Origin of the sequence: Streptomyces sp. NPDC093591, from assembly GCF_044764885.1 — a bacterium.
Lineage (GTDB): Bacteria > Actinomycetota > Actinomycetes > Streptomycetales > Streptomycetaceae > Streptomyces.
On record NZ_JBIWIY010000025.1, the window covers coordinates 77,182 to 100,317 of the forward strand.

At 70.8% G+C, this 23,136-nt stretch carries 25 protein-coding genes and 2 pseudogenes; 11 read left to right on the forward strand and 16 right to left on the reverse strand.

Features of this window, described 5'->3' with window-relative positions; translation table 11 throughout:
* Positions 1-17: 17 nt before the first annotated feature.
* Positions 18-530 (reverse strand): annotated as a pseudogene (locus ACIREI_RS40770) (ATP-binding cassette domain-containing protein); the annotation flags it as partial.
* 335 nt (positions 531-865) lie between these two features.
* Between ACIREI_RS40770 and ACIREI_RS40775 the strand changes: the two are divergent.
* Together ACIREI_RS40775 and ACIREI_RS40780 are read left to right on the forward strand one after the other, a co-directional pair.
* Positions 866-1,576: a chitinase gene (locus tag ACIREI_RS40775; protein WP_403344542.1), complete on the forward strand. Its 711-nt coding sequence runs from the start codon at positions 866-868 to the stop codon at positions 1,574-1,576.
* A 37-nt stretch (positions 1,577-1,613) separates the two neighbouring features.
* Entirely contained in the window at positions 1,614-2,519 is a 906-nt protein-coding gene (locus tag ACIREI_RS40780) for an aldo/keto reductase (RefSeq protein ID WP_403344545.1), read from the forward strand.
* 22 nt (positions 2,520-2,541) lie between these two features.
* Here ACIREI_RS40780 and sph read toward each other — a convergent pair whose 3' ends face one another.
* Together sph and ACIREI_RS40790 are read right to left on the reverse strand one after the other, a co-directional pair.
* Positions 2,542-3,528, reverse strand: a complete 987-nt coding sequence (gene sph, locus ACIREI_RS40785; protein WP_403344546.1) for a sphingomyelin phosphodiesterase — start codon at positions 3,526-3,528, stop codon at positions 2,542-2,544.
* Positions 3,529-3,638: 110 nt separating this feature from the next.
* Positions 3,639-4,097, reverse strand: a pseudogene (locus ACIREI_RS40790) (pyridoxamine 5'-phosphate oxidase family protein).
* 176 nt (positions 4,098-4,273) lie between these two features.
* Between ACIREI_RS40790 and ACIREI_RS40795 the strand changes: the two are divergent.
* The gene (locus ACIREI_RS40795) at positions 4,274-4,660 is read left to right on the forward strand and encodes a VOC family protein (RefSeq protein ID WP_403344548.1); all 387 of its coding nucleotides are present in this window, start codon (positions 4,274-4,276) and stop codon (positions 4,658-4,660) included.
* Between the two features lie 97 nt (positions 4,661-4,757).
* On the forward strand, positions 4,758-5,828 hold the full coding sequence (locus ACIREI_RS40800) for an adenosine deaminase (protein WP_403344550.1): 1,071 nt from the start codon (positions 4,758-4,760) through the stop codon (positions 5,826-5,828).
* Between the two features lie 13 nt (positions 5,829-5,841).
* On the opposite strand, the gene ACIREI_RS40805 is transcribed toward ACIREI_RS40800, so the two are convergent.
* Complete coding sequence (locus ACIREI_RS40805) at positions 5,842-6,351, reverse strand: DUF664 domain-containing protein (RefSeq protein ID WP_403344552.1); 510 nt, start codon at positions 6,349-6,351, stop codon at positions 5,842-5,844.
* Positions 6,352-6,376: 25 nt separating this feature from the next.
* The gene (locus ACIREI_RS40810; protein WP_403344554.1) at positions 6,377-7,264 is read right to left on the reverse strand and encodes a LysR substrate-binding domain-containing protein; all 888 of its coding nucleotides are present in this window, start codon (positions 7,262-7,264) and stop codon (positions 6,377-6,379) included.
* A gap of 137 nt (positions 7,265-7,401) precedes the next feature.
* Here ACIREI_RS40810 and mgrA point away from each other — a divergent pair, with 137 nt between their 5' ends.
* Entirely contained in the window at positions 7,402-8,397 is a 996-nt protein-coding gene (gene mgrA, locus ACIREI_RS40815) for an L-glyceraldehyde 3-phosphate reductase (protein ID WP_403344557.1), read from the forward strand.
* Between the two features lie 9 nt (positions 8,398-8,406).
* On the opposite strand, the gene ACIREI_RS40820 is transcribed toward mgrA, so the two are convergent.
* Together ACIREI_RS40820 and ACIREI_RS40825 are read right to left on the reverse strand one after the other, a co-directional pair.
* Positions 8,407-8,691, reverse strand: a complete 285-nt coding sequence (locus ACIREI_RS40820; protein ID WP_403344739.1) for a DUF1905 domain-containing protein — start codon at positions 8,689-8,691, stop codon at positions 8,407-8,409.
* An 88-nt stretch (positions 8,692-8,779) separates the two neighbouring features.
* The gene (locus ACIREI_RS40825; RefSeq protein ID WP_403344563.1) at positions 8,780-9,181 is read right to left on the reverse strand and encodes a nuclear transport factor 2 family protein; all 402 of its coding nucleotides are present in this window, start codon (positions 9,179-9,181) and stop codon (positions 8,780-8,782) included.
* A gap of 358 nt (positions 9,182-9,539) precedes the next feature.
* Between ACIREI_RS40825 and ACIREI_RS40830 the strand changes: the two genes are divergently transcribed.
* On the forward strand, positions 9,540-9,950 hold the full coding sequence (locus tag ACIREI_RS40830) for a hypothetical protein (RefSeq protein WP_403344566.1): 411 nt from the start codon (positions 9,540-9,542) through the stop codon (positions 9,948-9,950).
* A 171-nt stretch (positions 9,951-10,121) separates the two neighbouring features.
* Here ACIREI_RS40830 and ACIREI_RS40835 read toward each other — a convergent pair whose 3' ends face one another.
* The gene (locus ACIREI_RS40835; protein WP_403344569.1) at positions 10,122-11,408 is read right to left on the reverse strand and encodes a streptophobe family protein; all 1,287 of its coding nucleotides are present in this window, start codon (positions 11,406-11,408) and stop codon (positions 10,122-10,124) included.
* 209 nt (positions 11,409-11,617) lie between these two features.
* On the opposite strand from ACIREI_RS40835, the gene ACIREI_RS40840 reads away from it, so the two are divergent.
* Positions 11,618-12,073: an ATP-binding protein gene (locus tag ACIREI_RS40840; RefSeq protein ID WP_403344572.1), complete on the forward strand. Its 456-nt coding sequence runs from the start codon at positions 11,618-11,620 to the stop codon at positions 12,071-12,073.
* Positions 12,074-12,205: 132 nt separating this feature from the next.
* A complete protein-coding gene (locus ACIREI_RS40845) occupies positions 12,206-12,607 on the forward strand; it encodes a helix-turn-helix domain-containing protein (protein ID WP_403344574.1) in 402 nt (133 codons plus the stop codon).
* Between the two features lie 15 nt (positions 12,608-12,622).
* On the opposite strand, the gene ACIREI_RS40850 is transcribed toward ACIREI_RS40845, so the two are convergent.
* The 3 genes from ACIREI_RS40850 to ACIREI_RS40860 form a co-directional block, all read right to left on the reverse strand.
* Positions 12,623-13,225 carry a ClpP family protease gene (locus ACIREI_RS40850; protein WP_403344577.1) on the reverse strand — a complete coding sequence of 201 codons (603 nt, stop codon included), beginning with the start codon at positions 13,223-13,225 and terminating at the stop codon, positions 12,623-12,625.
* A gap of 1 nt (position 13,226) precedes the next feature.
* Complete coding sequence (locus tag ACIREI_RS40855) at positions 13,227-13,865, reverse strand: ATP-dependent Clp protease proteolytic subunit (RefSeq protein WP_403344580.1); 639 nt, start codon at positions 13,863-13,865, stop codon at positions 13,227-13,229.
* Between the two features lie 121 nt (positions 13,866-13,986).
* Positions 13,987-15,192: an epoxide hydrolase family protein gene (locus tag ACIREI_RS40860; RefSeq protein ID WP_403344583.1), complete on the reverse strand. Its 1,206-nt coding sequence runs from the start codon at positions 15,190-15,192 to the stop codon at positions 13,987-13,989.
* A gap of 124 nt (positions 15,193-15,316) precedes the next feature.
* Between ACIREI_RS40860 and ACIREI_RS40865 the strand changes: the two genes are divergently transcribed.
* A complete protein-coding gene (locus tag ACIREI_RS40865; RefSeq protein WP_403344586.1) occupies positions 15,317-15,799 on the forward strand; it encodes a VOC family protein in 483 nt (160 codons plus the stop codon).
* A 7-nt stretch (positions 15,800-15,806) separates the two neighbouring features.
* On the opposite strand, the gene ACIREI_RS40870 is transcribed toward ACIREI_RS40865, so the two are convergent.
* The 5 genes from ACIREI_RS40870 to ACIREI_RS40890 form a co-directional block, all read right to left on the reverse strand.
* On the reverse strand, positions 15,807-16,706 hold the full coding sequence (locus tag ACIREI_RS40870; protein ID WP_403344588.1) for an SGNH/GDSL hydrolase family protein: 900 nt from the start codon (positions 16,704-16,706) through the stop codon (positions 15,807-15,809).
* A gap of 118 nt (positions 16,707-16,824) precedes the next feature.
* Positions 16,825-17,703: a geranyl diphosphate 2-C-methyltransferase gene (locus ACIREI_RS40875; protein WP_403344591.1), complete on the reverse strand. Its 879-nt coding sequence runs from the start codon at positions 17,701-17,703 to the stop codon at positions 16,825-16,827.
* A 50-nt stretch (positions 17,704-17,753) separates the two neighbouring features.
* Positions 17,754-18,800 carry a family 2 encapsulin nanocompartment cargo protein terpene cyclase gene (locus tag ACIREI_RS40880; RefSeq protein WP_403344593.1) on the reverse strand — a complete coding sequence of 349 codons (1,047 nt, stop codon included), beginning with the start codon at positions 18,798-18,800 and terminating at the stop codon, positions 17,754-17,756.
* A gap of 16 nt (positions 18,801-18,816) precedes the next feature.
* Positions 18,817-20,259, reverse strand: coding sequence for a family 2B encapsulin nanocompartment shell protein (locus tag ACIREI_RS40885; RefSeq protein WP_403344595.1), 1,443 nt, complete (start codon positions 20,257-20,259; stop codon positions 18,817-18,819).
* Between the two features lie 189 nt (positions 20,260-20,448).
* On the reverse strand, positions 20,449-21,456 hold the full coding sequence (locus ACIREI_RS40890; RefSeq protein ID WP_403344741.1) for a zinc-binding alcohol dehydrogenase family protein: 1,008 nt from the start codon (positions 21,454-21,456) through the stop codon (positions 20,449-20,451).
* Between the two features lie 147 nt (positions 21,457-21,603).
* Between ACIREI_RS40890 and ACIREI_RS40895 the strand changes: the two genes are divergently transcribed.
* Positions 21,604-22,407: a VOC family protein gene (locus ACIREI_RS40895; RefSeq protein ID WP_403344599.1), complete on the forward strand. Its 804-nt coding sequence runs from the start codon at positions 21,604-21,606 to the stop codon at positions 22,405-22,407.
* A 47-nt stretch (positions 22,408-22,454) separates the two neighbouring features.
* Positions 22,455-23,135 carry a ribonuclease H gene (locus ACIREI_RS40900; protein ID WP_403344602.1) on the forward strand — a complete coding sequence of 227 codons (681 nt, stop codon included), beginning with the start codon at positions 22,455-22,457 and terminating at the stop codon, positions 23,133-23,135.
* Position 23,136: the final 1 nt, after the last annotated feature.

A 23,136-nucleotide genomic window follows, 5' to 3' on the forward strand; every position in this document is an offset into this window, starting at 1 on the left:
CCCCCACCGCACCGCACCTCGGCCTCCGCGCCGCCCTCACCGAAGGACGTGACCCGCCCGGCTGCCAGGACGTACTACTGCTTGGCCCCCCGGCGTCGCGCCCCCGACGTGCTGCTCGACCACCAGCACCGAGAGCCCGCTCCGCGCGGCCGGCGCGAGGATCGTCTCCTCGATCTCGGCGACCACCGACGGGCAGGATGCCCTCGGTCGGCTCGTCGAGGAACAGCAGCCGAGACTCCGTCACCAGGGCGCGGGCAATGGCGAGTTGCTGTCGTCGACCGCTGGAGAGCAGCCCCGCGCCGCGGTTGGACGGAGCCCGCAGCGCCGGGAAGAGGTTCAGCCCCTCGCCGACCGTCTCCGTGCCGCGCCTGCGCGCGTCCGCGACGAGCTGGAGGTTCTCGGCGGGGACAGGTGCGGGAACGACTGCTGGCCCTCGGGGCGTACGCCGTGCCGCGCGCGACCCGTTCGTGCGGCTTGCGGCGGGTGATGTCCTCGCCGTCCAGGCGGATCGTGCCGCTGGTCGGCGTGAGTGGCGGCGATGATGAAGTACCCCTCCGCCGGTTGGCCGGGTCGTCGAGGGCGTAGGCGAAGAAGCCCTGAATGTCGGTCAGTCCGCTGGTGCCGCCGGTCGTGGCCTGCCGGCCGATCAGTCGGATGGGCCACTCATCAACTCCCTCGGCCGATCACCCGAGTTGATTGGTCCGTACCATTGACTGGTGCAGACCAAAGCGGTTGAGTGTGTCTCCACACCCCCCACCACGGCCGCCCCCACGCCGTGGCCGACCTGGTCGGCGCGTGCGCGCAAGGCTCTGCTTCGCCCTGCCCTTGTCCGGGTGCGGCCGTGCTCCGCAAAGGAGTTGATCCTGTGTCGAGGCGCCGCATGGCCGCACTGCTGTCCTCACTCGCGCTGGGAACCGCCGCACTGCTGCTCCAGCCCGCCCCGAGCGCGTCCGCCGCCGGGTTCGTAGTGAGCGAGTCGCAGTTCAACCAGATGTTCCCGAACCGGAATTCGTTCTACACGTACAGCGGCCTCACCGCCGCCCTCAGCGCCTACCCCGGCTTCGCCAACACCGGCAGCGACACGGTGAAGAAGCAGGAGGCGGCAGCCTTCCTCGCCAACGTCAACCACGAGACCGGCGGCCTGGTCCACATCGTCGAGCAGAACCAGGCCAACTACCCCCACTACTGCGACTGGAACCAGCCGTACGGCTGCCCCGCGGGCCAGGCCGCCTACTACGGCCGCGGCCCCATCCAGCTCAGCTGGAACTTCAACTACAAGGCCGCGGGCGACGCCCTCGGCATCGACCTCCTGGGCAACCCCTGGCGGGTGCAGAACGAGGCGGCCGTCGCCTGGAAGACCGGCCTGTGGTACTGGAACACCCAGAGCGGCCCCGGCACCATGACCCCCCACAACGCCATGGTCAACCAGGCCGGCTTCGGACAGACGATCCGCAGCATCAACGGCTCCCTGGAATGCGACGGCAAGAACCCGGCGCAGGTGCAGAGCCGCGTCAGCGCCTACCAGCGGTTCACGCAGATCCTCGGGGTCGCCCCGGGCGGCAACCTGTACTGCTGACGCCCCCGGTGCCCGAGGCGTGTGCGAGACTCCGCCGATGACCTCCGAAACGATCACCGCGGATGCCGCGGGCACCTGGAAGCTCGGCGACCTGTCCGTGAGCCGCGTCGGCTTCGGCGCGATGCGGCTCACGGGCAGTGCCGCCTTCCACCACGGGGTGCCGAGCGACCGGGGCCGCTCGATCGCCGTACTGCGCAAGGCGGTCGAGCTCGGCGTCACCCACATCGACACGGCCGCCTTCTACTTCTCCGCCCTTCGCTCGGCCAACGAACTGATCAACACCGCGCTGGCGCCGTACCCCGACGGCCTGGTCATCGCCACGAAGGTCGGCCCCCACCGCGACTACCACGGTGCGTGGGGAACCTCGGCCCGCCCCGACCAGCTGCGCGGCCACGTCGAGGAGAACCTGCGCCAGCTCGGCCGCGACCACCTGGACGTCGTGTACCTGCGCCGCATGGGGCAGGACTCCATCGCCGAGCACTTCGGCGCCCTGGCCGAACTGCGCGAGGCGGGACTGATCCGGCACCTCGGCATCTCCGCCGTGGAGCCACGGCACCTCGCCGAGGCCCAGACCGTCGCGCCCGTGGTGTGCGTGCAGAACCGGTACGCGCTCGACCGGCCCGACCCCGAGGCCGACGAACTCCTGCGCCTGTGCGGCGAGCAGGGCATCGCCTTCGTACCGTTCTACGCCGTGGCCGGCGACACCGGGGAACGGGGCGCGACCGCCGCCCACGACGACGAGGTGGTCGCCGTGGCGCGGGCGCACGGCGCGAGCCCCGCCCAGGTACGCATCGCCTGGACCCTGCACCAGGGCCCGCACGTCCTCGCCATCCCCGGCACCGGCAACCCCGAGCACCTGGTCGAGAACGTGGCCGCGGGTGCGCTCCGCCTCACCGGCGACGAGCTGGCCCGGCTCGACTCGGCGCGACAGAAGACCGGTTGAGCCGCAGCCATCGGATCATCGCTCAGCCCGCGTACCCGGTCACCGGATAGTGGTCCGAGAGATTCGTGTACGTGTAGTCCGTACCCCAGCTCGTCACCGTCCAGGGCACGCTCTGCTCCTTGACCACCTCGTTCTTCCAGACCGGGGGACGGGCGTGACCCGCGCGGTGAAGGACGTGGTCCAGGTCCTCGCGCGGGTCGTCGGGGTAGCGGTCGCGGGCGACGGAGTTGTCCCGCGTGTCGAAGGAGTACGGGTGCCCGGTGCGCGCGTCGGTCCCGACCAGACCGCCGTCGGCGAGCATGGAGGCGTACTCGGCGGTGCGCGAGTCGATGTTCAAGTCCCCCGCGACCAGGACCTGTTCGCCCGCGGGGATGCTCTTGGCGTCCAGGAACGCGTCGATCGCCCTGAACTGCCGGCTGCGCGTCGCGGCGGCCTCACCGGCGGCACAGCCCGGGTCGGTCGACTGGGCGTGCGTGCCCACGACGTGCACCTTGGCACCGTTCACGTTCAGCACCACATAAGCGAAACCCTTGTTGGACCACCAGTCCGCCCCGCACGCGTCCTTGTACACGTACTGCTCCTTGCGCAGTACCGGCCACTTGCTGAGGATCGTGACCCCGCCGTCCTCGGGCGTCGTCGACGAATACGCCCCACCCGTCGCGTCCCAGCCGTCCTTGCTCCGCCCCACCACCGGCGTCTGGTACGAATACTCGCCCGACACGGCGGACTTCAGCGCATCGGACGACGAGTTGTCAAAGGCCTCCTGCACCACCACGACGTCGTTCCCGCGGAAGAAGGACGCCTTCGCGATCTCCGCGGCCCGGTGGTCCTGGCCCCAGTTCGGGTACAGGGTCTTGCTGAAGAGGAAGACGTTGTACGAGAGCACCCGCAGCGGCGGTGCCTGGTCGGCGGCCGTGGCGGTGGGCGCGGCGCCCGCGAGCCCGGTGGTGGCGAGCGTGAGGGCGAGCACGGCTGCGCCCGGGGTGCGGCGCGGTGCGAAGAGCGTCACTGGATCTCCCTGAGGGTGAGGGCTGAGTGGCGCCGCACATCAAACCACCGGCGATTACTCCCAGGTAACTCCCGTGCGTGAAAAGAACGTCGGGCAGCGGTACGCCCGGCTCAGACCACCCACGCCCCGTCCCGCATGAGATACCGTCCGCGCATCTCGTGCTCCCCGTTCCGCGCCTGCACCAGGCGTGGACGCACCCGGAAGTAGACGTACACGGCCTCGTCCGCCCGGGGATCCCAGCCCGTCTTCGTGAGGAAGGCCTCGGCCGCCGCGGTCGGCACATCGTCGGCGGTGTGCAGTTCCGCGTCGCCGTCGACGAGGACGACGTCCAAGGTGTCTCCGAGCGCCAGCCGGGCGCGCCCGCCGTCGCTCAGGTTGCGTCCGGTCGGGGTGGTCGGCCGGGTGGCGAGCCACAGGGACTCGCCGTGCCACACGAACCAGAGCGGAACCAGGCACGGCAGCCCGTCGGGGCCGGCCGTGGCCACTCAGATGTCCATCTCCTTCTCCAGGCGGGCCAGGAGGTCGCGCTTGCGCTGCTCGGGTGCACGGGGTGGCTTGGTGATCTTCATGGCCGGGACGGTACCGGGGGAGCGGGCTCTGCGGATCGGGCCCGGGGCCCGCCTCGATTCGGGCCTGGGTCCTAGGTCTGCGGACCGGAGTCGAGGGCCCCTTCCGCGGGCGACTGGCGTCCGCGACGTTTTACGTATAACCTCTCCCGTCAATCGCACCTCCCGGAAGGGTCCCGATGAGACGCATCGCCCTGGTCACCCTCGTCGTCGACGACTACGACGAGGCGATCCGCCACTACACCGAAGCCCTCGGCTTCCGGCTCGTCGAGGACGCCCCGCGCCCGGACGGCTCCCGCTGGGTCGTCGTCCGGCCAGGCGACGAGGGCGCCTGTCTGCTGCTGGCCCGGGCCAAGGGGGACCGGCAGCGCGCCCGGGTCGGTGACCAGACCGGCGGGCGCGTCGGGTTCTTCCTGCACACCGACGACTTCGCCCGCGACCACGCCCGCATGCTCGCCGCGGGCGTGACCTTCCTGGAGGAGCCACGGCACGAGCCGTACGGCTCCGTCGCCGTCTTCCAGGACCTGTACGGCAACCGCTGGGATCTGCTCCAGCCGGCCGACTGAACCGCCTTACGCTCCTCCCTCCCTCCCTCCCTCCCTCGCTCGCTCCTCCTCCCGCCGCACCGAACCACCCCGCTCAAGGCTCAAGGAAAGACTCGCCATGACTGCTACGCGCGTAGACACCGAAGTGATCCGCCACCTCCCCAAGGCCGTCCTGCACGACCACCTCGACGGCGGCCTGCGCCCCGCCACCGTGGTGGAGCTCGCGGAGACGGTCGGCCACACCCTGCCCACCACCGACCCGGACGAGCTCGCCGCCTGGTACTACGAGGCCGCGAACTCCGGCGACCTGGTCCGCTACATCGCCACCTTCGAGCACACCCTCGCCGTCATGCAGACCCGCGAGGGCCTGCTGCGCACCGCCGAGGAGTACGTCCTCGACCTGGCCGCCGACGGTGTCGTCTACGGCGAGGTGCGGTACGCCCCCGAACTGAACACCAGGGGCGGGCTGACGATGAGCGAGGTCGTGGAGACCGTCCAGGAGGGCCTCGCCGCCGGTATGGCGAAGGCGGCGGCCGCCGGCACCCCGGTGCGGGTCGGCACGCTGCTGTGCGGAATGCGGATGTTCGACCGGGTGCGCGAGGCCGCCGACCTCGCCGTGGCCTTCCGTGACGCGGGCGTGGTGGGCTTCGACATCGCCGGAGCCGAGGACGGCTTCCCGCCCGCCGACCACCTCGACGCCTTCGAGCACCTGCGCCGCGAGAGCGTCCCGTTCACCATCCACGCCGGCGAGGCGCACGGCCTGCCCAGCATCCACCAGGCGCTCCAGGTGTGCGGCGCCCAGCGCATCGGGCACGGCGTGCGCATCACCGACGACATAGTCGACGGCAAGCTCGGCCGCCTGGCCGGCTGGGTGCGCGACCGCCGTATCGCCCTGGAGATGTGCCCCACCTCCAACCTCCAGACCGGCGCCGCCACCTCCATCGCCGAGCACCCGATCACCGCGCTCAAGGAACTCGGCTTCCGCGTCACCCTCAACACCGACAACCGTCTGGTCTCCGGTACGACGATGACGCGCGAGATGTCCCTGCTGGCCGAGCAGGCCGGCTGGACCGTCGAGGACCTGCGCACGGTGACGGTGAACGCCCTGAAGAGCGCGTTCATCCCGTTCGACGAGCGCAAGGCCCTCATCGAGGATGTCGTCCTGCCGGGGTACGCGGCCGCGCTGTGAAGCGGCTCGCCGGCTAGGAGCTCTTCAGCAGCCCGCGGAGATAGGCGGCCTGTCCGATGTGCTGCAGATCGTCGGACAGCACGCTGACCAGCCGTACGCCCAGACTGACCGGCGGATCCCAGCGCTCGTCCACGATGCGCTCCAGATCCTTGGCGGCCACCTCGTGCAGTGCCCCGAGGGTCTGGGCGTGCACGGCGTCGTAGTAGCGGGTCAGCAGGTCACCGGAGTCGACCCGTACCTTGGCGACCTTCGCGGGGGTGTGCCCGTAGCCGGTGTCATGGCGTGGCAGGTCGAGCCCGAAGGTCTTCTGGAAGTCCTGCGTCAGCCACACCTGGTCGAGGTCGAAGGCGTCGGCGATGTGGTCGTCCTGGACCCGGGTGAGATGCCAGACGAGCCAGGCGATGGAGTTGGCGTCGGGGGAGGGGCGGGCGGTGAGGTCGTCGGGGCCGAGGCCCTCGACGGCGGCGTGGACCTCTTCCTGGATGCGGTTGTATCCGTCGATGAGGATGTCCTTGGCATGCATGGCTCCACCATCGCGCACCCGTCCGTCACGCGCCTTCCGTCTCCAGCAGCGTCATCAGGGCCCGGGCCGCCGGGCTGGTGGCCTGCGGCGGCGGAAGCAGGGCGACCGTCTCGTAGACGTTCTCGTCGGCGACCTTCACGGGCAGCGCGGTCAGCGACCGCCGCTTGTGCCGGAAGTGGCGCGGTACGACGGCCACGCCGAGGTCCTCGTCCACCAGGTCCAGGAGGCTGTGCACGTCGTTGACCTCCAGGGAGACGCTCCGTCGGACCCCGGCGGCGGCGAAGACCGCGTCGGTGGTGCGGCGCGGGCCCCAGTCCGGGTGGAAGTCGACGAAGACCTCCCCGCCCAGCTCCTCCGGAGTGACCGCCGCCCCGGCGGCCGCGAGCCGGTGGCTCGGATGGCACAGGACGGTCATCGGTTCGCCGGTCAGCGGTACGACCCGCAGCTGGTCGGTGTCCTCCTGCGCGGCCCGTACGGCGAAGGCCATGTCGAGGCGCCCGGCCGCGACCTCCTCCGCGAGCGCGCCCGAACCCGCCTGGCGCAGGCAGATCTCCACGTCCGGATGCTGCCGTCGGAAGGCCGCCAGCAGCCCCGCCACATGCACCCCGGCGATGCACTGCTCCGACCCGAGCGCCAGCATCCCGCGCAGCACACCCTGTACCGCGGCCACCGCCTCATGGGCCGCCCGCACCTGCGCCAGGATCCGCTCCGCCTCGCCCAGCAGCGCCCGGCCGGCCGGGGTGAGCGTCACCCGGCGGGTCGTCCGTACGAACAGCGGGGTCTGCAACTCCCGCTCCAGTGCCCGGATCGAGGCCGACAGGCCCGACTGGGACACCATCAGGCGTTCGGCCGCCCGGGTGAAGTGCTGGTCCTCGGCGACCGCCACGAAGTGCTGGAGATGGCGTAGTTCCATGATTGAGCAGCGTATCCGCTGAATCCCATCGGATTTACCTGTTGGACCACTGCCCGCAGGTCGCGAAAGAGTGGATACCGACTGGAATACCGGTTCTCAGGAACCGTCCTCCGTGTGCCAACCCCTCTGGAGTCGCGTTGTACACCGCACACCCCGACCGCTACGCGGACATGCCCTACCGGCGCACCGGACGCAGCGGCCTCAAGCTCCCCGCGCTGTCCCTCGGACTGTGGCACAACTTCGGCCCGGCGGACCGCACCGTCGAGACCCAGCGGGCCATCCTGCGCCGCGCCTTCGACCTCGGCGTCACCCACTTCGACCTGGCCAACAACTACGGCCCGCCGCCCGGCGCCGCCGAGTCGGCGTTCGGTGAGGCGCTGAAGACGGACTTCGCGCCGTACCGCGACGAGCTGATCATCTCGACCAAGGCCGGCTATCACATGTGGCCCGGCCCGTACGGCGAGTGGGGCTCGCGCAAGTACCTGCTGTCGTCGCTCGACCAGAGCCTGAAGCGGATGGGCCTGGACTACGTCGACATCTTCTACTCGCACCGCCCCGACCCGGACACTCCGCTGGAGGAGACGATGGGTGCGCTGCACTCGGCGGTGCAGCAGGGCAAAGCGCTCTACGTCGGCGTCTCCAACTACTCGCCCGAGCAGACCCGGGAGGCCGCGCGCATCCTGGGCGAGCTGGGCACCCGGCTCCTCATCCACCAGCCGCGCTACTCGATGCTGGCCCGTGGCCCGGAGGAATCCGGACTGCTGGACACGCTCGACGAGCTTCAGGTCGGCTCCATCGTCTTCTCCCCGCTGGAGCAGGGCGTGCTCACCGGCCGCTACCTCGACGGCATCCCGGAGGACTCGCGGGCCGCGAGCGACAGCCCGTTCCTGAACTCGGACAGGCTCACCGAGGACCTGGTGGGTCAGCTGCGTGCCCTCGACGACATCGCCAAGTCCCGCGGCCAGACGCTGGCTCAGATGGCGCTGGCCTGGGTCCTGCGCGGCGGCCGGGTGACCTCGGCGCTCGTCGGCGCGAGCAGTGCGCAGCAGATCGAGGACAGCGTCGCCGCCGCCCGCAACCTCGACTTCGACGCGGAGGAGCTGGCCCGGATCGACGCGGTGATCAAGGGCTGAGCCGTTCCGTCAGCCGAGCCGTTCCGTGAGGTGGACGGTCACCCGGTCGCCCTCCTGTTTCCCGATGGCCTTGCGCACATCGGCCTTGACGGGGAGCTTGTGGGTGCCGTCTCCGAGAGCCATGAACGAACTCTGGAACGGATGTCCGTCGACGGTCCCGCGGATCTTGACCAGCCCGCGGGTGCCGAAGAAGTCGGCGGACTCCGGCCAGACGACATAGGTCCAGCCGCCCTTGCTGGGGCTCTTGAGCAGGACGGCGGTGAATTCCGCGTCCAACTTCTCGTGCGTGGCCATGTTCCCGCTCGTGGTCATGGTGTCCTCCATCGCGGCGGTCTGTACGTCCTTCAGAGGTCAGACCGCCGCGAGGCACGGAACTCATCGCTCACGCCTGAGCGGGCACCCGGTCGAGGAATCCCAGGACGGACAGGATCCGTCCCTCGGCGTCCAGTGTGATCACATCGGACCCGGCCACCGGCGCCGAACCTCCCCCAGAGGGGGTATCCCCGGCCTCCCGTGCCAGCTCCCAGGAGAAGCGCGCGGTGTCGTGGTGGCCGTCCACGGAGCCCGTGAGCCGGAAGGTGAAACCGGGGAAGCGCGCCTGCGCCGCCGCGATGACGGCCACGATCCCCTCATGGCCGCGGACGTCGGCGAGGGGGTCGGTGTAGCCGCCCTGCGGGGTCCACGCGGTGGCGACCGCCCGGGCCAGCTCACCGGGCTCGCGGGCGTTCCAGGCCTCGAAGTATCGGGCGACTGCGATGTCGTAGCGGTCGGTGGACGCGGGCATGGCGATCAGCCTCCACGAGGTCGTCGATGAGGTCGTCACTGCTGGTCGGAACCCGGATGCCGGTCACGGCGACCCGGTAGCGCCACGATGCCCGCCCGGTGCGGAAAGCTCGATTACTCCCGAGGTAATGCCCGGTCGTTCCCCGAGGTTGACGTGTACCCGCCGTATTTCGGCCAACACCGGCTGTGAATATGCCAGGAGACTGGCCGGAAAGTCGTGGTGACAGTGTTTCAGTAGTGAACATACTCGACTACGAGGGTGCCTCACATGGGGCGACGGCGCCCTTACACACCGCTCACGAGCCGCATGGAAAGCGAGGTCCGCCGAGAGGCGAACACGGCAACACGGGGGAGGCTACGTGCACGACGAGTTCCTGTGCCATGTCACCGCATACGGAGTCTGCGGCGGACGGCGCATCGGTGTACCCCTGGGGACCTACAGGGCGCCCACCCTGGCCCTCGCCCTGTGGTGGTTACGCGACCGGGCTTCCTGGATCGCCGAGCGATTAGACCCGCAACCCGACGCCGAGCACTTCCCGCCCGGCGCGCTCGTCCCGGTCGGCGACACCGTGCCCGACGTGCCGGCCGTACTGCGCAACTGGTGCGGTGACGTCGGTCAACAGGAGCTGGTCGCCGACGAGTTGGCGGCCGGTCGACTGGTGAGGCTCGCGGTGAGCGACGACACCACCGAGTACGAACTGCTCGCCGAGTCGGTGGACGCGCTGCGCATGCAGCGGACCATCCCGGCGCTGTTCGTGTCCATCGCGTGAAGCCGCACAGCCGCGACGCCCGACACGGCGCGCCGATCCGGCGCCACACCGGCGATCCCCTTCCTGCGTACTGGCCCGGCAGCCGGTCCACCTCGCCGAACGGCGCTCAAGGACCCGCCCACCGCCGACGGCGGCCCTCTCTTCCGCACCGCCCCGGCCCTCGGGCGGATGTCATCCTTCCCGCGGCGCCGCGCCCTCGCCCCCGTGCCGCACCCGCCGGGCCGCCACCCCGCCGAGGAACCCGGCGACCAGCCCCCACAGCAGCGCCAGGCCGAACGCGGCCCACACCTCGGGCCTCAGGACCAGCTCACCGCCCAGATCCCCGCCCAGGTCGCCGATGCCCAGGACCGACAGGCCGTAGTGCGCGGAGATCCGGCCGACGAGGCAGATCATCAGGACCGTGAGTGCGAGAGCGGCCGCCATGTGGACGGCGTGCTGCCAGGCGCGCATCCGGGCGGGTGAGAGCCTCGCCAGCACGAACGCGACGACCAGCAGCAGGGCCGAGTCGACGGCGACGAGCCACCACACCCGGCTGTCGTGCTCGGCGAGCGTGCCCAGATTGAGCGCGGCGTCGTCCCGGCCGCGCAGCACCTCGTCGAGGACATGCGGCATGGGCAGCCCGAACGGCCCCTCCACCCGGCCGTTCCACGTCGCGCCGAGCCCGATCGTGAGGGCGAGCCACACCAGGTTCGGCATTCCGAGCAGGATCACCGCGAGCGTCTCGGCTGCGTGCCCGCGTGTCGCCGCGACGACCAGGCCGACGACGACACCCAGCCCGACCCACGCCAGCAGCAGCACCACCATGGCGTACGCGGCGGGACGTACCGCCTCCTGGAAGCGCGGCAGCCGGCCCGGCAGCGGAGTCCCGCGCGAGACCGGCAGGGCCACCACCAGCACGCCCGCCAGCCACAGCAGACCGAAGAACACGGTCGCCGGGACGTCCGTGGTGAAGCCGACTTCCGGTGAGATGCCGAACAGGTCACCGAGGTCGCCCAGGACGTCCTCCCCGAGGTCGCCGAGGGAGAGGGAGAAGGTCTGGCGGGCGGCGTAGGCCAGCGCGACCAGCCCGGCCGACCACAGCACGGCGATCCGGGCCGCCCATCCGGCGAGATCCCCGGCGCCGCTGACCGACCGGTGCCGCAGCGGCCGCAGGAAACCGGCGGCCAGGACGAGGGCTCCGACGAGCGTGACGGACAGTGGCATCACGGTCAGCCCGGCGTCGGTCTCGGCCAGCCCACCGGCGTCCCCGGAGAGCTCGACCGTGCCGCCGACCGCCGTGACCACGGTCGCGGCGACGACCCGCGGAAAGGCGTTGTCCGGAAGCTCCGCGGCCCCGGCCGCCCACAGCCCCAGCGATGCGACGACCCCCATCGACACCAGCCCGGCCAGCACCGCCGCGAGGGCCTGCACCCAGCCATGGCCGGCCACGGCCGGACGAGTGGGGGTCGGCACGCTCACCCTGCCCACGCTAAGCAGCGCCGCCGCGGGGCGCCCTCCGGGAGGTCCGTCCGCGTCGGCCTGCCGGACGAGTGGCTCTCCCGCCGGCGGAGCCCCCTCCGTCGCTGTGACGTACAGCGCCACCTGCAGGGAGACTGCGCGGCTCCGCACTGGGTACGAGGACTGGTGCAGCAGCGTCCGGCCAGGGCCGGCTTCCGAGAGAGAAACGCATGATCGAGCACGTGGACGGGGCAGTGATTCCGACTGGTTTCGACGTGCCCGTGGAACCGCTTCGGCGGGCGGCGCACTACAGCGGTGAACCGGGATGCATCGCCGAGGCGCGGTCCTTCGCCGCACGGTTCCTGGGCCGGCTCAGGACCGAGTGGTGCGCGACGATCGGCGAGCCCGCCCAGGACAAGGTGCTCCTGGTGGTCAGCGAACTGGTCACCAACGCCGACCGGCACAGCAACGGCCCGTACATCCTGGACCTGGAGGGCACGGACGACGCGGTGATGATCTGCGTGTACGACAGCAGCTCCGCCCTGCCCCGCCGCTACCCCAAGGACCCGGAACGGATCGGCCGGCACGGCCTGGAGATAGTGCACGCCCTCGCGGCGGAGGTCACCGTGGAAAAGGTGCCGGTCGGCAAGCGGGTGCGGGCACTGCTGCGGCTGACCGACGAGTGACGCACCGGCCGAACACCGGTGGCGCCAGGATGAGTTGGCCCTGCCCGGCCCCCTCCCTGCCCGCCCGGCGATTCTCCCCAGAGCAGAACGCTGATCCCTTCCCAGCGGGGCCAGGGAACCTAGTCTGAAGAAGTGAGCAACCAACCGCCGAACGAAGCCCGCGTCATTCCGCTGCGCCCGCCTGCCGCGCGTCCCGCCGCCGCTCCGTCACCGCAGGGGGAGACCAAGGAACCCCTGTGGCGCGACCTGGTCGGCGACGTCCTGCGCCGCGAGCGCCTGACCCAGGAGCGCACGCTCAAGGACGTGGCCGACGCGGCCCGGATCTCCATGCCGTATCTCTCGGAGGTGGAGCGGGGCCGCAAGGAGGCCTCCTCGGAGGTCCTCGCGGCCGCCGCCCACGCCCTCGGGCTCGGCCTCGGCGACCTGCTGTCGCGTGCGCAGGGCGAGCTCGTCCGGATCACCAGCCGCCGGATGCCCCACGGTGGCCGCAGCAGGGCCGGTGCGCCGTACGACGGGATGTGCCTGGCGGCCTGAGGATGCGCCGGCGCCTCAGACCCGCACGAGGCGCCGGCTCACCACCTCGTCGGCCAGCCCGTACGCCACCGCCTCCTGCGCGGTGAACACCTTGTCGCGGTCCATGTCCGCACGCAGGGTCGCGATGTCGTGGTGCGTGTGCCGGGCCAGCACCTCCTCGACCTGCGAGCGGATCCGGACCATCTCCTTGGCCTGCAGGGCGAGATCGGACACCACGCCCCGGCTGCCGCCGGTGGCCGGCTGACCGAGCAGCACACGCGCGTGCTCCAGCACGAACCGCCGGCCCGGATCCCCTCCGGCCAGCAGTACGGCCGCGGTGGACGCCGCCTGGCCGACGCAGAACGTGGAGATCGGCGCCTGCACGTACGTCATCGTGTCGTAGATCGCCATGAGCGAAGTGAACGAGCCGCCGGGGGAGTTGATGTAGATCGCGACCTCGCTCTCCGGCGACGCCGACTCCAGATGGAGCAGTTGCGCGATGACGACGTTGGCGACGCCGTCGTCGATCTCCGTGCCGAGGAAGATGATCCGCTCCGACAGCAGCCGGCTGAACACGTCGTAGGACCGCTCGCCCTGCGGGGTGCGCTCGACGACGTTCGGAATCGTGTAGGTCCCCATCTCACAGCCCCATCCGTCGTCGGGAGGAAGCCGGGCGGACGTCCGTGAGGGACTCCACCACCCGGTCCACCATGCCGTACTCCCTGGCCTCCTCGGCCGTGAACCAGCGGTCGCGGTCGCCGTCCCGGGAGATCGTCTCCGGGCTCTGGCCGGTGTGCTCCGCGGTGATCCGCTCGATGGTCCTCTTGGTGAACTCCAGGTTCTCCGCCTGGATCTCGATGTCCGCGGTGGTGCCGCCGATGCCCGCCGACGGCTGGTGCATCATGATCCGCGCGTTCGGCAGCGCGTACCGCTTGCCCTCGGCGCCGACGCTCAGCAGGAACTGGCCCATGCTGGCCGCGAAGCCCATGGCGAGCGTCGAGACGTCGTTCGGGATCAGCCGCATCGTGTCGTAGATGGCGAGGCCCGCGTGCACCGAACCGCCCGGGCTGTTGATGTACAGGGCGATGTCGGTGCGCGGGTCCTCCGCGGACAGGATCAGCAGCTGGGCGCAGACCCGGTTCGCGGAGACCTCGTCGACCTGTGTGCCCAGCAGGACGATGCGCTGCGCCAGCAGCTGGGACGCGAGCTGGTCGTCGAAGCGGGTGGGAGGGGTGTCGCCCTCCTCCGCCCGCGGAGCGAGTGTGCTCAGTGGTGTCATCGGTTCTCCTCGTCGTGGCGCGGATGCCGTCGACTCCACTGTTGACCGCGGATGAGGCCGGAAGGCGGTTTCTCTGCCCGCGGCAGATTCGCCACGGGCAGAGCATGGACAGAACGCCGGGTCAGTCCTTCTCGCGCACCTGCCGGAAGAAGGCGCGCACGTCCTCGACCAGCAGGTCCGGCTGCTCCATCGAAGCGAAGTGCCCGCCCTTGTCGAACTCCGTCCAATGGACGATGTTCTCCGTGCGCTCCGCCTTGTGCCGCAGCGGGATCTGCGGGTCGCCGGCGAACGACGCCACCGCGGTCGGGGCGGTCGAGGGCTCGTGCGGGGCGGCGACGCGGTCGCCCTCGGCGTGCGCGCGCTCGTAGTAGACCCGGGCGGACGAACCCGCCGTGCCCGTCAGCCAGTACAGCATCACGTTCGTGAGCATCTGGTCCCGGTCTACGGCCTCCTCGGGCAGATGCTCGGAGTCGGTCCACTCCTGGAACTTCTCCACGATCCAGGCGAGTTGGCCGACCGGCGAGTCCGTGAGCGCGTACGACAGGGTCTGCGGCCGGGTGGACTGCTGATGGAAGTAGCCCGCCTGCTCCCGGAGGTAGTACGACCACCGGTGCCACGAGGTGAGCGCCCGCTCCTGCTCCGCAGGGCTCAGCGCCGCCAGTTCCTCGGCGGTCGGCTCGGTGGCCGCCTGTGAGCCGGGCAGCAGATTGAGGTGGATGCCGATGACCCGGTCGGGGTGGACCCGGCCCAGCTCGCGGGAGATGCCCGCGCCCCAGTCGCCGCCCTGGGCGCCGAACCGCTCGTAGCCGAGGCGGCTCATCAGCTCCACCCACGAGTCCGCGATCCGGCGCGCCTCCCAGCCGCTCTCCCGGGTGGGCCCGGAGAACCCGAAGCCGGGAATGCTCGGCAGGACCACGTGGAAGGCGTCGGCGGGGTCGCCGCCGTGCGCGGCCGGGTCCGTCAACGGGCCGACGACGTCGAGGAATTCGACGATCGACCCCGGCCAGCCGTGCGTGATGATCAGCGGGGTGGCGTCCGGCTCGGGGGAGCGGATGTGCGCGAAGTGCACATGCGCGCCGTCGATCTCGGTCGTGAACTGCGGCCACTCGTTCAGCCGCGCCTCGGCGGCCCGCCAGTCGTACTCGTGCCGCCAGTACCGCACCACTTCGCGCAGATACTCCGACGGAACCCCGTACGCCCATCCCACCCCGGGAAGTTCGTCGGGCCATCGGGTGTCGTCGAGGCGGCGGTGGAGATCGTCCAGGTCGCTCTGCGGTATGGCGATGCGGAAGGGATGAATGCCGCTGTCGGCGGGAGAAGGCGTCATGAACGGGATGCTAGTGCCGAAGGGTGTAACGGCCATCTGGATTAACGGGCCACGCGACCGATGAGTTCCGGGGCGAGGATCGGTCGACACAGATGACAGCGTTCCGCTCGCCCAGGAGGTACTCATGGCAACCGACGGCTTCACCACGTGTCTCTGGTTCGACGGCCAGGCCGAGGAGGCCGCCCATTTCTACGTCTCGATCTTCAAGAACTCCAGCGTCGGCAAGATCGCGCGCTACCCCGAGGGCGCGATGCAGCCCGCCGGCAGCGTGATGACCGTCGAGTTCACGGCCAACGGCCAGAAGTTCCTCGGGCTCAACGGCGGACCCGAGTTCAAGTTCACCGAGGCGACCTCCTTCATGATCTTCTGCGAGGACCAGGAGGAGATCGACTACTACTGGGCCAAGCTCACCGAGAACGGCGGCGAGCCCGGCCCGTGCGGCTGGCTCAAGGACCGGTACGGCGTGTCCTGGCAGGTCGTCCCGGACCGGCTCCAGGAGATGATCACCGACCCGGACCCGGCGAAGACGGCCCGCGTGACCGAGGCGTTCATGGCGATGGGCAAGTTCGACATCGCCGCCCTGGACAAGGCCTACGCCGGCGAGTGAGCCCGGCCTACGGATTCTCGCGGATCGCCCGAGTGATCGCCAGGGCGATCCGCAGGATCCCGGGCGAGCGCACCGGGCACGGCTTCGGTGTCGACGTCGTCGGCGCCAGACAGAAGTGCAGGTAGTCGTCGTCGCGGTGCAGCGCCGTCCGATCGCGGCCCGGCTGCGTGCAGTACTCGGCGTGTGCGCGCTCGTACGCGGTGCACGGCAGGTACTGGACCCAGGAATAGCGCGCCCCGGCCGCGCTCACCGCCTTGCCCGCGTCGGCGACCAGGTCCCCCGAGGCGGCGGCCTGTGCCTCGTAGAGGGCGTTGACGCGCCGGACCCGGTCGGGGGTGATCGGGTCCGGGCCCTGCGCGACCCAGACGATGCGTGCGTCCCCGGCGGCCGCGATCTGGTCGGCGAGCCGCTTCACGTCGGCCGCGTACCGCTTGAAGTACTTCTCGGGTGAGGCGTCGTAGGTGATCTTGTCCATGCACGGTGTGTAGCCCCACGCGTTGCCCCAGAACTGCAGCACCACGAAGTCCGGCCGCAGCTTGCGCACCAGGGTGGCCGCCTTGTCCGCGACCGGGACGAGGGACCGCTCGCCCGTGCCCTCGAGGTAGTCGCACACGGTGGTGCCCGAGTACGGGGCGCTCGTGTACGTCGCCCGCAGGTCGCGGCGCAGCTCCTGCCCGAGCACCTTCTGCGCCTCCATCGCGAGCGAGTCGCCCAGATACAGCACGGAGGGCGCCTGTGCGGCGGGCGCCGTGGCGGAGGTGCCGGGCGAGGCGGGCGCCCGCTGGTGGGTGGTGGCCGACGCCCGAGGCACCTCGGGGGGCGCGGCCTCCGGCTCGGACGCCGGGTCCCCGCACGCCCCTAAGAGCACGGCGGCCAGCAGCACCCCGACGACCCACGGCTTGCGCATACGGCGACTCCCGCCCCGGACACCGAAAACGGTTCCCCAGGCAAGCACAGCCGGGCCGACGGGGGAAGACCCGCGTCGGCCACGGAACGCCTGTGGTCGACGCGGACCTGACGGTCGCTCAGACGCGGTCCGCCACGATCAGCAGGTACTGGAAACTGCCGTTCCGGTACGCGTCCAGGAACGTGTCCTCGATGCCCGTCACCAGGTGCTCGGCCTCGCGGCGCAGCTCCCAGTAGGGGAGGGTCGCCTCGGTGAGGTCCTCCACATGGACCGGGACCAGCCGGTTGCGGGCCATGGCCCGGAAGTACGCCGAGCGTGGGTGGATGTCGCAGATGTAGTGGGCGTTGATGAGCGACACCTCGCGGGAGGCGCGCCCGTAGGTGTCGTTGTAGCAGCCGGTGATCACCACATAGCGGCCGCCGCGGCGCAGCAGCCGGGCGTGCTCGGCGAACAGCAGGTCCAGCTCGACGTACATCGTGGACTCGTTGTTCCATGACGCCGCGAACGATCCGGACGGCAGCCCGGTGTCGAGCATGTTGCGGCAGTGGTAGCGGACCCGGTCGTCGATGTCCCGCTTGCGGGCCTGCTCGTTGGCGAACTGGGCCTGCTTGGCGGAGAGCGTGACGCCGTCCGCCTGGCAGCCGTACCGCAGATGCGCCACCACGCTGCCGCCGCCGCGTCCACAGCCCGCGTCGAAGACACGGTCGGCGGGCGTCAGCGGGCCCAGATGGGTGGCGAGCAGTTCGGCCTGGGCGTGTTCCAGCCGGTGCAGTTCGGCGGTGATGCGCTCGCGGCGCAGTCCCGGATCGGGCTCGTCGAGCACGGAGCGGTCGGCGGCGCCGATGCCGTAGTGGTGGTGGTACAGGTCGTCGATCTTTCCGAGTTCGAGGTTGACCGGGTTCTCCTCGGCGTTCCAGTAGTCCGCGACGCGGGTCTGGTACGTGGACTGGGACGGCACCGGTGCTGCGGCGGTGCGGGCTTCGGGGGCGATGGTCAACGGTGACTCCTCGTGCCGTTGTGTCTGACGTTCTGTCATGCGGTCGCGCTCTACCAGTAGTTGGGCAGGTGGTAGCGGTGGCTGTTGGTGGCGTGCCACTCGTGGTTGCCGGCCACCCAGTCGGACAGGCCCCGGGCGTAGCGCTCGACCAGGGGCGAGGTGGCGGAGAGCAGGGCGGACTCCTCCTCGAAGGCCGCCATGATCCGGTTGTGGATCTCGACGGCCCTCAGATACGCGGCCTTGAGCCCGCACCGCTCGTTCGCGGCGATGACCTGCGGAAGGTTGAGGTGGGTCGGGTCGCTCGCCAGCTCCTTGGTGAAGGAGTACAGGTCGTTGACGATCGTGGTCGCGTTGCAGGCGAGCGCCGTGATCCGCTGGATCTCGGGCCGGGCATAGACCGGCTCGGGCAGTTCGTAGCCGTCCACCGCGTCCACGATCGACAGACAGGGACGGAAGTTGTTGAACTGCCGCATGACCAGGTACTCCCACACGCGCGGCACGTACCGGGTCTCCGCCCAGGCGGCCTCGGCCAGATACCCCAGGTGCAGCCGGGCGATGTCGTGCACGAAACGGTCGGTCTGGCTGGGCGTGGCGAAGGCGGCGTAGTCCGCGAGGGCGAAGTGGTACGAACGCAGCGGACCGTCGGCCCGCACGCCGTGCCGCCACTCCTCCTCCAGCTCGGGAATGCCGTGGTACGGGTCGATCGCCGACTGGGCCATGATCAGCCGGCCCCCGAGGCCCCGGCGCGCCCCGCCCCGGCCCTCGTCCTCCTCGCAGTAGCAGGAGTCGACGACGTTCTCGGCGAGCAGCAGCTCACCGGCGACCGTCAGCCGGTCCAGATCGGCCGCCTCCGGATGCTGGAGCACCACGGCCCGGCCGAACTGGAACCCCGAGAAGTCCCCTTTCCACGCCTCGGGGAACAGGTCGAGCCGCCGGGCCCAGGCCTCCAGCCTGCGGTCGACCTCCGCGGCCTTGCCGGGGTCGGCAGGCGCGACCTGCCGGTACCGCAGCCCCGGAATCGCCCCGCCGCGGCGGGTGGGGCGCAGAGTGCTCGCCACCTTCGGTGGGCCCGGCAGGGAGAAGGCGGACGTGCTCATGACGTGCTCCACGCGGTCACTCGGCCGTCCGGCCGATCTGGGCGTTCTCGAGGATTCCGACCGCGTCGGGCACGAGGATCGCCAGCGAGTAGTACGCGGTGACGAGATAGCGGATGATCGAGTTGGTGCCGATGCCCATGAACCGCACGTTCAGACCGGGCTGGTACTCCTCGGGGATCCCGGTCTGGTACAGCCCGATGGCCCCCTGGTCGCCCTCTCCGGTGCGCAGCGCGATGATGCTGCTGGTGTGCTGCGGGCTGATCGGGATCTTGTTGCAGGGGAAGATCGGCACACCGCGCCAGGCGGGGATCTCGTGGCCCTCCACGCTCGCCGTGCCGGGCACCAGGCCGCGCCGGTTGCACTGCCGGAAGAACGCCGCGATCGCCTTCGGATGGGCGATGAACAGCTTGGTCTTGCGGCGCATCGACAGCAGCTCGTCCATGTCGTCCGGGGTCGGCGGCCCGGTGAAGGTGCTGATGCGCTGCCCGTAGTCGGCGTTGTGCAGCAGCCCGAACTCCCGGTTGTTGACCAGCTCCCACTCCTGGCGCTCGCGGATCTCCTCGATGGTCAGCCTCAGCTGCTGCTCGGTCTGGTCCATCGGGTTGTTGTAGAGGTCGGCGACCCGGGTGTGGACGCGCAGCACGGTCTGCGTCAGCGACAGCTCGTACTCGCGCGGGGCGAGGTCGTAGTCGACGTAGCCGCCGTTGATGGTCGGCTCGCCGCTGTGGCCGGCCTGCACGGGAACGTCGGCCTCGCCCTTGCGGTTCATCGGCAGGCTCTGGCGCGCGGCATAGGCTTCCAGGTGGGCCCCGAGGGACGGCACCCGGTCGGTGAACTCCTCCACCACGGTCCAGGGGAGCACGAGCAGCACACCCGCGGTCTCCGCCCGCACCGAGCTCAGCCACAGCGGGTCGTGTCGGCCGATGGCCTCGTCACCGATCTGGTCGCCGTCGGTGACGACGCCGAGGATCTCCTCCTCGCCGTACTTGCCTTCCGTGAAGCGGGTGAACCGGCCGTGCACGACGAGGTAGGCCTCCGTGACGGGTTGCCCGGCCTCGACGAGCACCTGGCCGGCGCGGACCTCCCGCACCCGGAAACGGGTGGCGACCTCCCTGAGGACGTCGGTGTCGGAGTAGCCGCGCAGCACCGGCAGTTCGGTGAGCGTCTCGGGGATGACCTTGATGTCGTCGGCGCCGTTCTGCTCGAACTGCACCCGGCCCCGGCCGACGCGCAACTGCAGACGCCGGTTGACCCGGTAGGTGCCGCCCTTGACGTCCACCCAGGGCAGCATCCGCAGCAGCCAGCGCGAGCTGATGGCCTGCATCTGGGGTTCGGACTTGGTGGTCGTGGCGAGCTGCCGGGCCGCCTGGGTACTGAGGCTGGTGAGCTGACCGTCGGACTGGGGTTCGGGATCGGGTTCGTCGATGACGGGACCGGTGGCGCTGTCCGGTGTGGACACATTCCCTCCTGGGAGGTGAGCGGGGCTGGCCAAGCGCGGTACCAGCCAACAGCGGGGGAGGCGGCAGGGTCAGGGCGTGAACGGGGCGACTTCAGGCCCTGGAGGTGCCAAACCTGCCGTACGAGGCAGTGGGCACACCGTGAGTGATCCCGCTCCCCATCTGTGCCCCCGCGCGCTGGGGTGGGACGCTCAGGACAGGTCGTCGACCAGCACCGCCGCCCCGTCGAACCGCCCGGCCTTGAGATCCGCGAGCGCCCGGTCGGCCCGCGACATCGGATACGCGTGCGTGGTGGCGTGTACGGCGTGCTCGGCGGCGAGCGCCAGGAACTCCCGGCCGTCCTCACGCGTGTTGGCGGTGACGCTGCGCAGCTGCTTCTCGTGGAAGAGCTCGCTGTCGTAGCGCAGCGCCGGGACATCGCTGAGGTGGATCCCGGCGATCGCCAGTGTGCCGCCCCGGTCGAGGGCCCGCAGCGCGACGGGGACCAGGTCGCCGGCCGGCGCGAACAGGATCGCGCTGTCCAGCGGCTCCGGCGGCATCTCGTACGCGTCGCGTGCCGAGGCGGCACCCAGGCCGAGCGCCAGCTTCCGCGCCGCCGCGCCCCGCGTCAGCACATGCACGGTGGCGCCCTCGGCCAGCGCCACCTGCGCGCACAGATGGGCGCTGCCCCCGAAGCCGTACAGCCCCAGCCGCCCGCCCGGCGGGAGGGCCGCCCGCCGCAGTGCGCGGTAGCCGATGATCCCGGCGCACAGCAGCGGCGCGGACGTCACGTCGTCGAGACCACCGGGCAGCCGGTAGGCGTACGCGGCCGGTACGGTCGTGTACGGCGCGTAACCCCCGTCGGCGTCCCAGCCCGTGTACCGCGAGGCCGGGCACAGGTTCTCGGCGCCGCGCGCACAGTAGACGCAGGTGCCGTCGGTGCGCCGCAGCCAGGCCACCCCCACCCGCTCCCCGACGTCGAAGCCCCGCACCGCCGCCCCGGCCTCGGCCACCTCGCCGACCACCTCGTGCCCGGGCGTGACCCCCGGCCGCCGCACCGGCAGCTCCCCCTCCGCGATGTGCAGATCCGTCCGGCACACCCCACTCGCGCGCACCCGCACCAGCAGTTCGTCGTCCTCCGGCACCGGCACCGGCTTCTCGACGAGCCGCAGGGCCCCTTCCTCCACCGGCCCGGGCTCGACCACCGACCACGCGCGCATCGTCCCGTCCGGCATAGCGCGCCCCCTTCGTCGCCGTTCTCCGTGTCCCAGTCTGGAACGGAAGCCGTCATTCGGCGCGCGACCGGACTCACGGGTGACTAGCGTGAGAATCCGGACAACTCACCAAGCCGGAAGAGGGCCGCAGCCATGGCCGTGCAACCTCAAGGAACCCCCTGCTGGGCCGACGCGATGTTCAGCGACGTCGAAGGAGCCAAGAACTTCTACGGCGACGTCCTCGGCTGGACCTTCGGCGAGTCGTCGTCGGAGTACGGCAATTACACCCAGGCCTACGCGAACGGCAAGGCCGCCGCCGCGGTGGTCCCGCCCATGCCGGGCCAGGAGGGCATGTCCCAGTGGTGTCTGTACTTCGCCTCCTCCGACGTCGCCGCGACCGCCGCCACGATCCGTGAGAACGGCGGCGAGATCCTGATGGAGCCGATGGCGGTCGGCGACTTCGGCAGCATGTGCCTGGCCCGCGACCCCGGCGGAGTCGTCTTCGGTGTGTGGCAGGCCGGCGCCCACGAAGGCTTCGAAACGGCGATGGACGAGGCCGGCGCCTTCTGCTGGGCGGAGGTCTTCACCCGCGAACCGGAGAAGTCCGACGCCTTCTTCCCCGCCGTCTTCGGCTACGGGCAGCAGCAGATGGAGGACGACGCGATCGACTTCCGCCTCTACACCCTCGGCAAGGAGACCATGGCCCTCGGCCGGATGAAGATGACCGAGGACTTCCCGCCCGAGGTCCCGCCGTACATCAACGTCTACTTCAACGTCCCCGACTGCGACGACGCCGTCGCCAAGGCCACCAAGCTCGGCGGCGTGCTGCGCTTCGGCCCGATGAGCAGCCCCTTCGGCCGGTTCGCGGCGCTGAGCGACCCGCAGGGCGCGAACTTCTCGGTGATCGACACCCGCACGACCGAGGGCGACATGCCCAAGCTCAGTGCCGTCTCCTGAACGGCTCCGCGACCTGGCACCCGGTCCACCCATGGCATGATCGGCGCATGCTTGAACGAGTTGTGGCCGCGTGCGACGGGGCTTCGAAGGGAAACCCCGGGCCGGCGGGCTGGGCCTGGGTCGTCGCCGACGGCAAGGAGACCCCTTCTCGGTGGGAGGCGGGCCCGCTCGGCAGGGCCACCAACAACGTCGCGGAACTCACCGCACTGGAACGCCTGCTCACGGCGACCGACCCCGGCGTACCGCTGGAGATCCGGATGGACTCGCAGTACGCCATGAAGGCGGTCACCACCTGGCTGCCGGGCTGGAAGCGCAACGGCTGGAAGACGTCCGCCGGCAAGCCCGTCGCCAACCAGGACCTGGTCGTACGCATCGACGAACTGCTCGACGGCCGCACCGTCGAGTTCCGCTACGTCCCCGCCCACCAGGTCGACGGCGACCCGCTGAACGACTTCGCCGACCGCGCCGCCAGCCAGGCGGCCACCGCGCAGGAGTCCGCGGGCAGCGACCTCGGCTCACCCGAGCCGCCGCCCTCCCCGGACACCCCGTCGGCCAAGGCCCCGCGCCGCAAGGCCGCCGCGCCCCGGAAGAACGGCAGCTCCTCCCGCACCATCAAGGCCAAGTTCCCCGGCCGCTGTATCTGCGGCCGCGGCTACGCGGCGGGCGAGCCCATCGCCAAGAACCCCCAGGGCTGGGGCCACCCGGACTGCCGTACCGCCGAGGCCTGAC

What these genes read in the sequence shown, in the direction of transcription:
- ACIREI_RS40780 (WP_403344545.1), top strand. Translation starts at nt 1,614, where the DNA reads ATGACCTCCGAAACGATCACCGCGGATGCCGCGGGCACCTGGAAGCTC.
- ACIREI_RS40795 (WP_403344548.1), top strand. Translation starts at nt 4,274, where the DNA reads ATGAGACGCATCGCCCTGGTCACCCTCGTCGTCGACGACTACGACGAG.
- ACIREI_RS40800 (WP_403344550.1), top strand. Translation starts at nt 4,758, where the DNA reads ATGACTGCTACGCGCGTAGACACCGAAGTGATCCGCCACCTCCCCAAG.
- ACIREI_RS40805 (WP_403344552.1), bottom strand. Translation starts at nt 6,351, where the DNA reads ATGCATGCCAAGGACATCCTCATCGACGGATACAACCGCATCCAGGAA.
- ACIREI_RS40810 (WP_403344554.1), bottom strand. Translation starts at nt 7,264, where the DNA reads ATGGAACTACGCCATCTCCAGCACTTCGTGGCGGTCGCCGAGGACCAG.
- ACIREI_RS40820 (WP_403344739.1), bottom strand. Translation starts at nt 8,691, where the DNA reads ATGGCCACGCACGAGAAGTTGGACGCGGAATTCACCGCCGTCCTGCTC.
- ACIREI_RS40825 (WP_403344563.1), bottom strand. Translation starts at nt 9,181, where the DNA reads ATGCCCGCGTCCACCGACCGCTACGACATCGCAGTCGCCCGATACTTC.
- ACIREI_RS40840 (WP_403344572.1), top strand. Translation starts at nt 11,618, where the DNA reads ATGATCGAGCACGTGGACGGGGCAGTGATTCCGACTGGTTTCGACGTG.
- ACIREI_RS40850 (WP_403344577.1), bottom strand. Translation starts at nt 13,225, where the DNA reads ATGGGGACCTACACGATTCCGAACGTCGTCGAGCGCACCCCGCAGGGC.
- ACIREI_RS40855 (WP_403344580.1), bottom strand. Translation starts at nt 13,865, where the DNA reads ATGACACCACTGAGCACACTCGCTCCGCGGGCGGAGGAGGGCGACACC.
- ACIREI_RS40860 (WP_403344583.1), bottom strand. Translation starts at nt 15,192, where the DNA reads ATGACGCCTTCTCCCGCCGACAGCGGCATTCATCCCTTCCGCATCGCC.
- ACIREI_RS40865 (WP_403344586.1), top strand. Translation starts at nt 15,317, where the DNA reads ATGGCAACCGACGGCTTCACCACGTGTCTCTGGTTCGACGGCCAGGCC.
- ACIREI_RS40870 (WP_403344588.1), bottom strand. Translation starts at nt 16,706, where the DNA reads ATGCGCAAGCCGTGGGTCGTCGGGGTGCTGCTGGCCGCCGTGCTCTTA.
- ACIREI_RS40880 (WP_403344593.1), bottom strand. Translation starts at nt 18,800, where the DNA reads ATGAGCACGTCCGCCTTCTCCCTGCCGGGCCCACCGAAGGTGGCGAGC.
- ACIREI_RS40890 (WP_403344741.1), bottom strand. Translation starts at nt 21,456, where the DNA reads ATGCGCGCGTGGTCGGTGGTCGAGCCCGGGCCGGTGGAGGAAGGGGCC.
- ACIREI_RS40895 (WP_403344599.1), top strand. Translation starts at nt 21,604, where the DNA reads ATGGCCGTGCAACCTCAAGGAACCCCCTGCTGGGCCGACGCGATGTTC.
- ACIREI_RS40900 (WP_403344602.1), top strand. Translation starts at nt 22,455, where the DNA reads ATGCTTGAACGAGTTGTGGCCGCGTGCGACGGGGCTTCGAAGGGAAAC.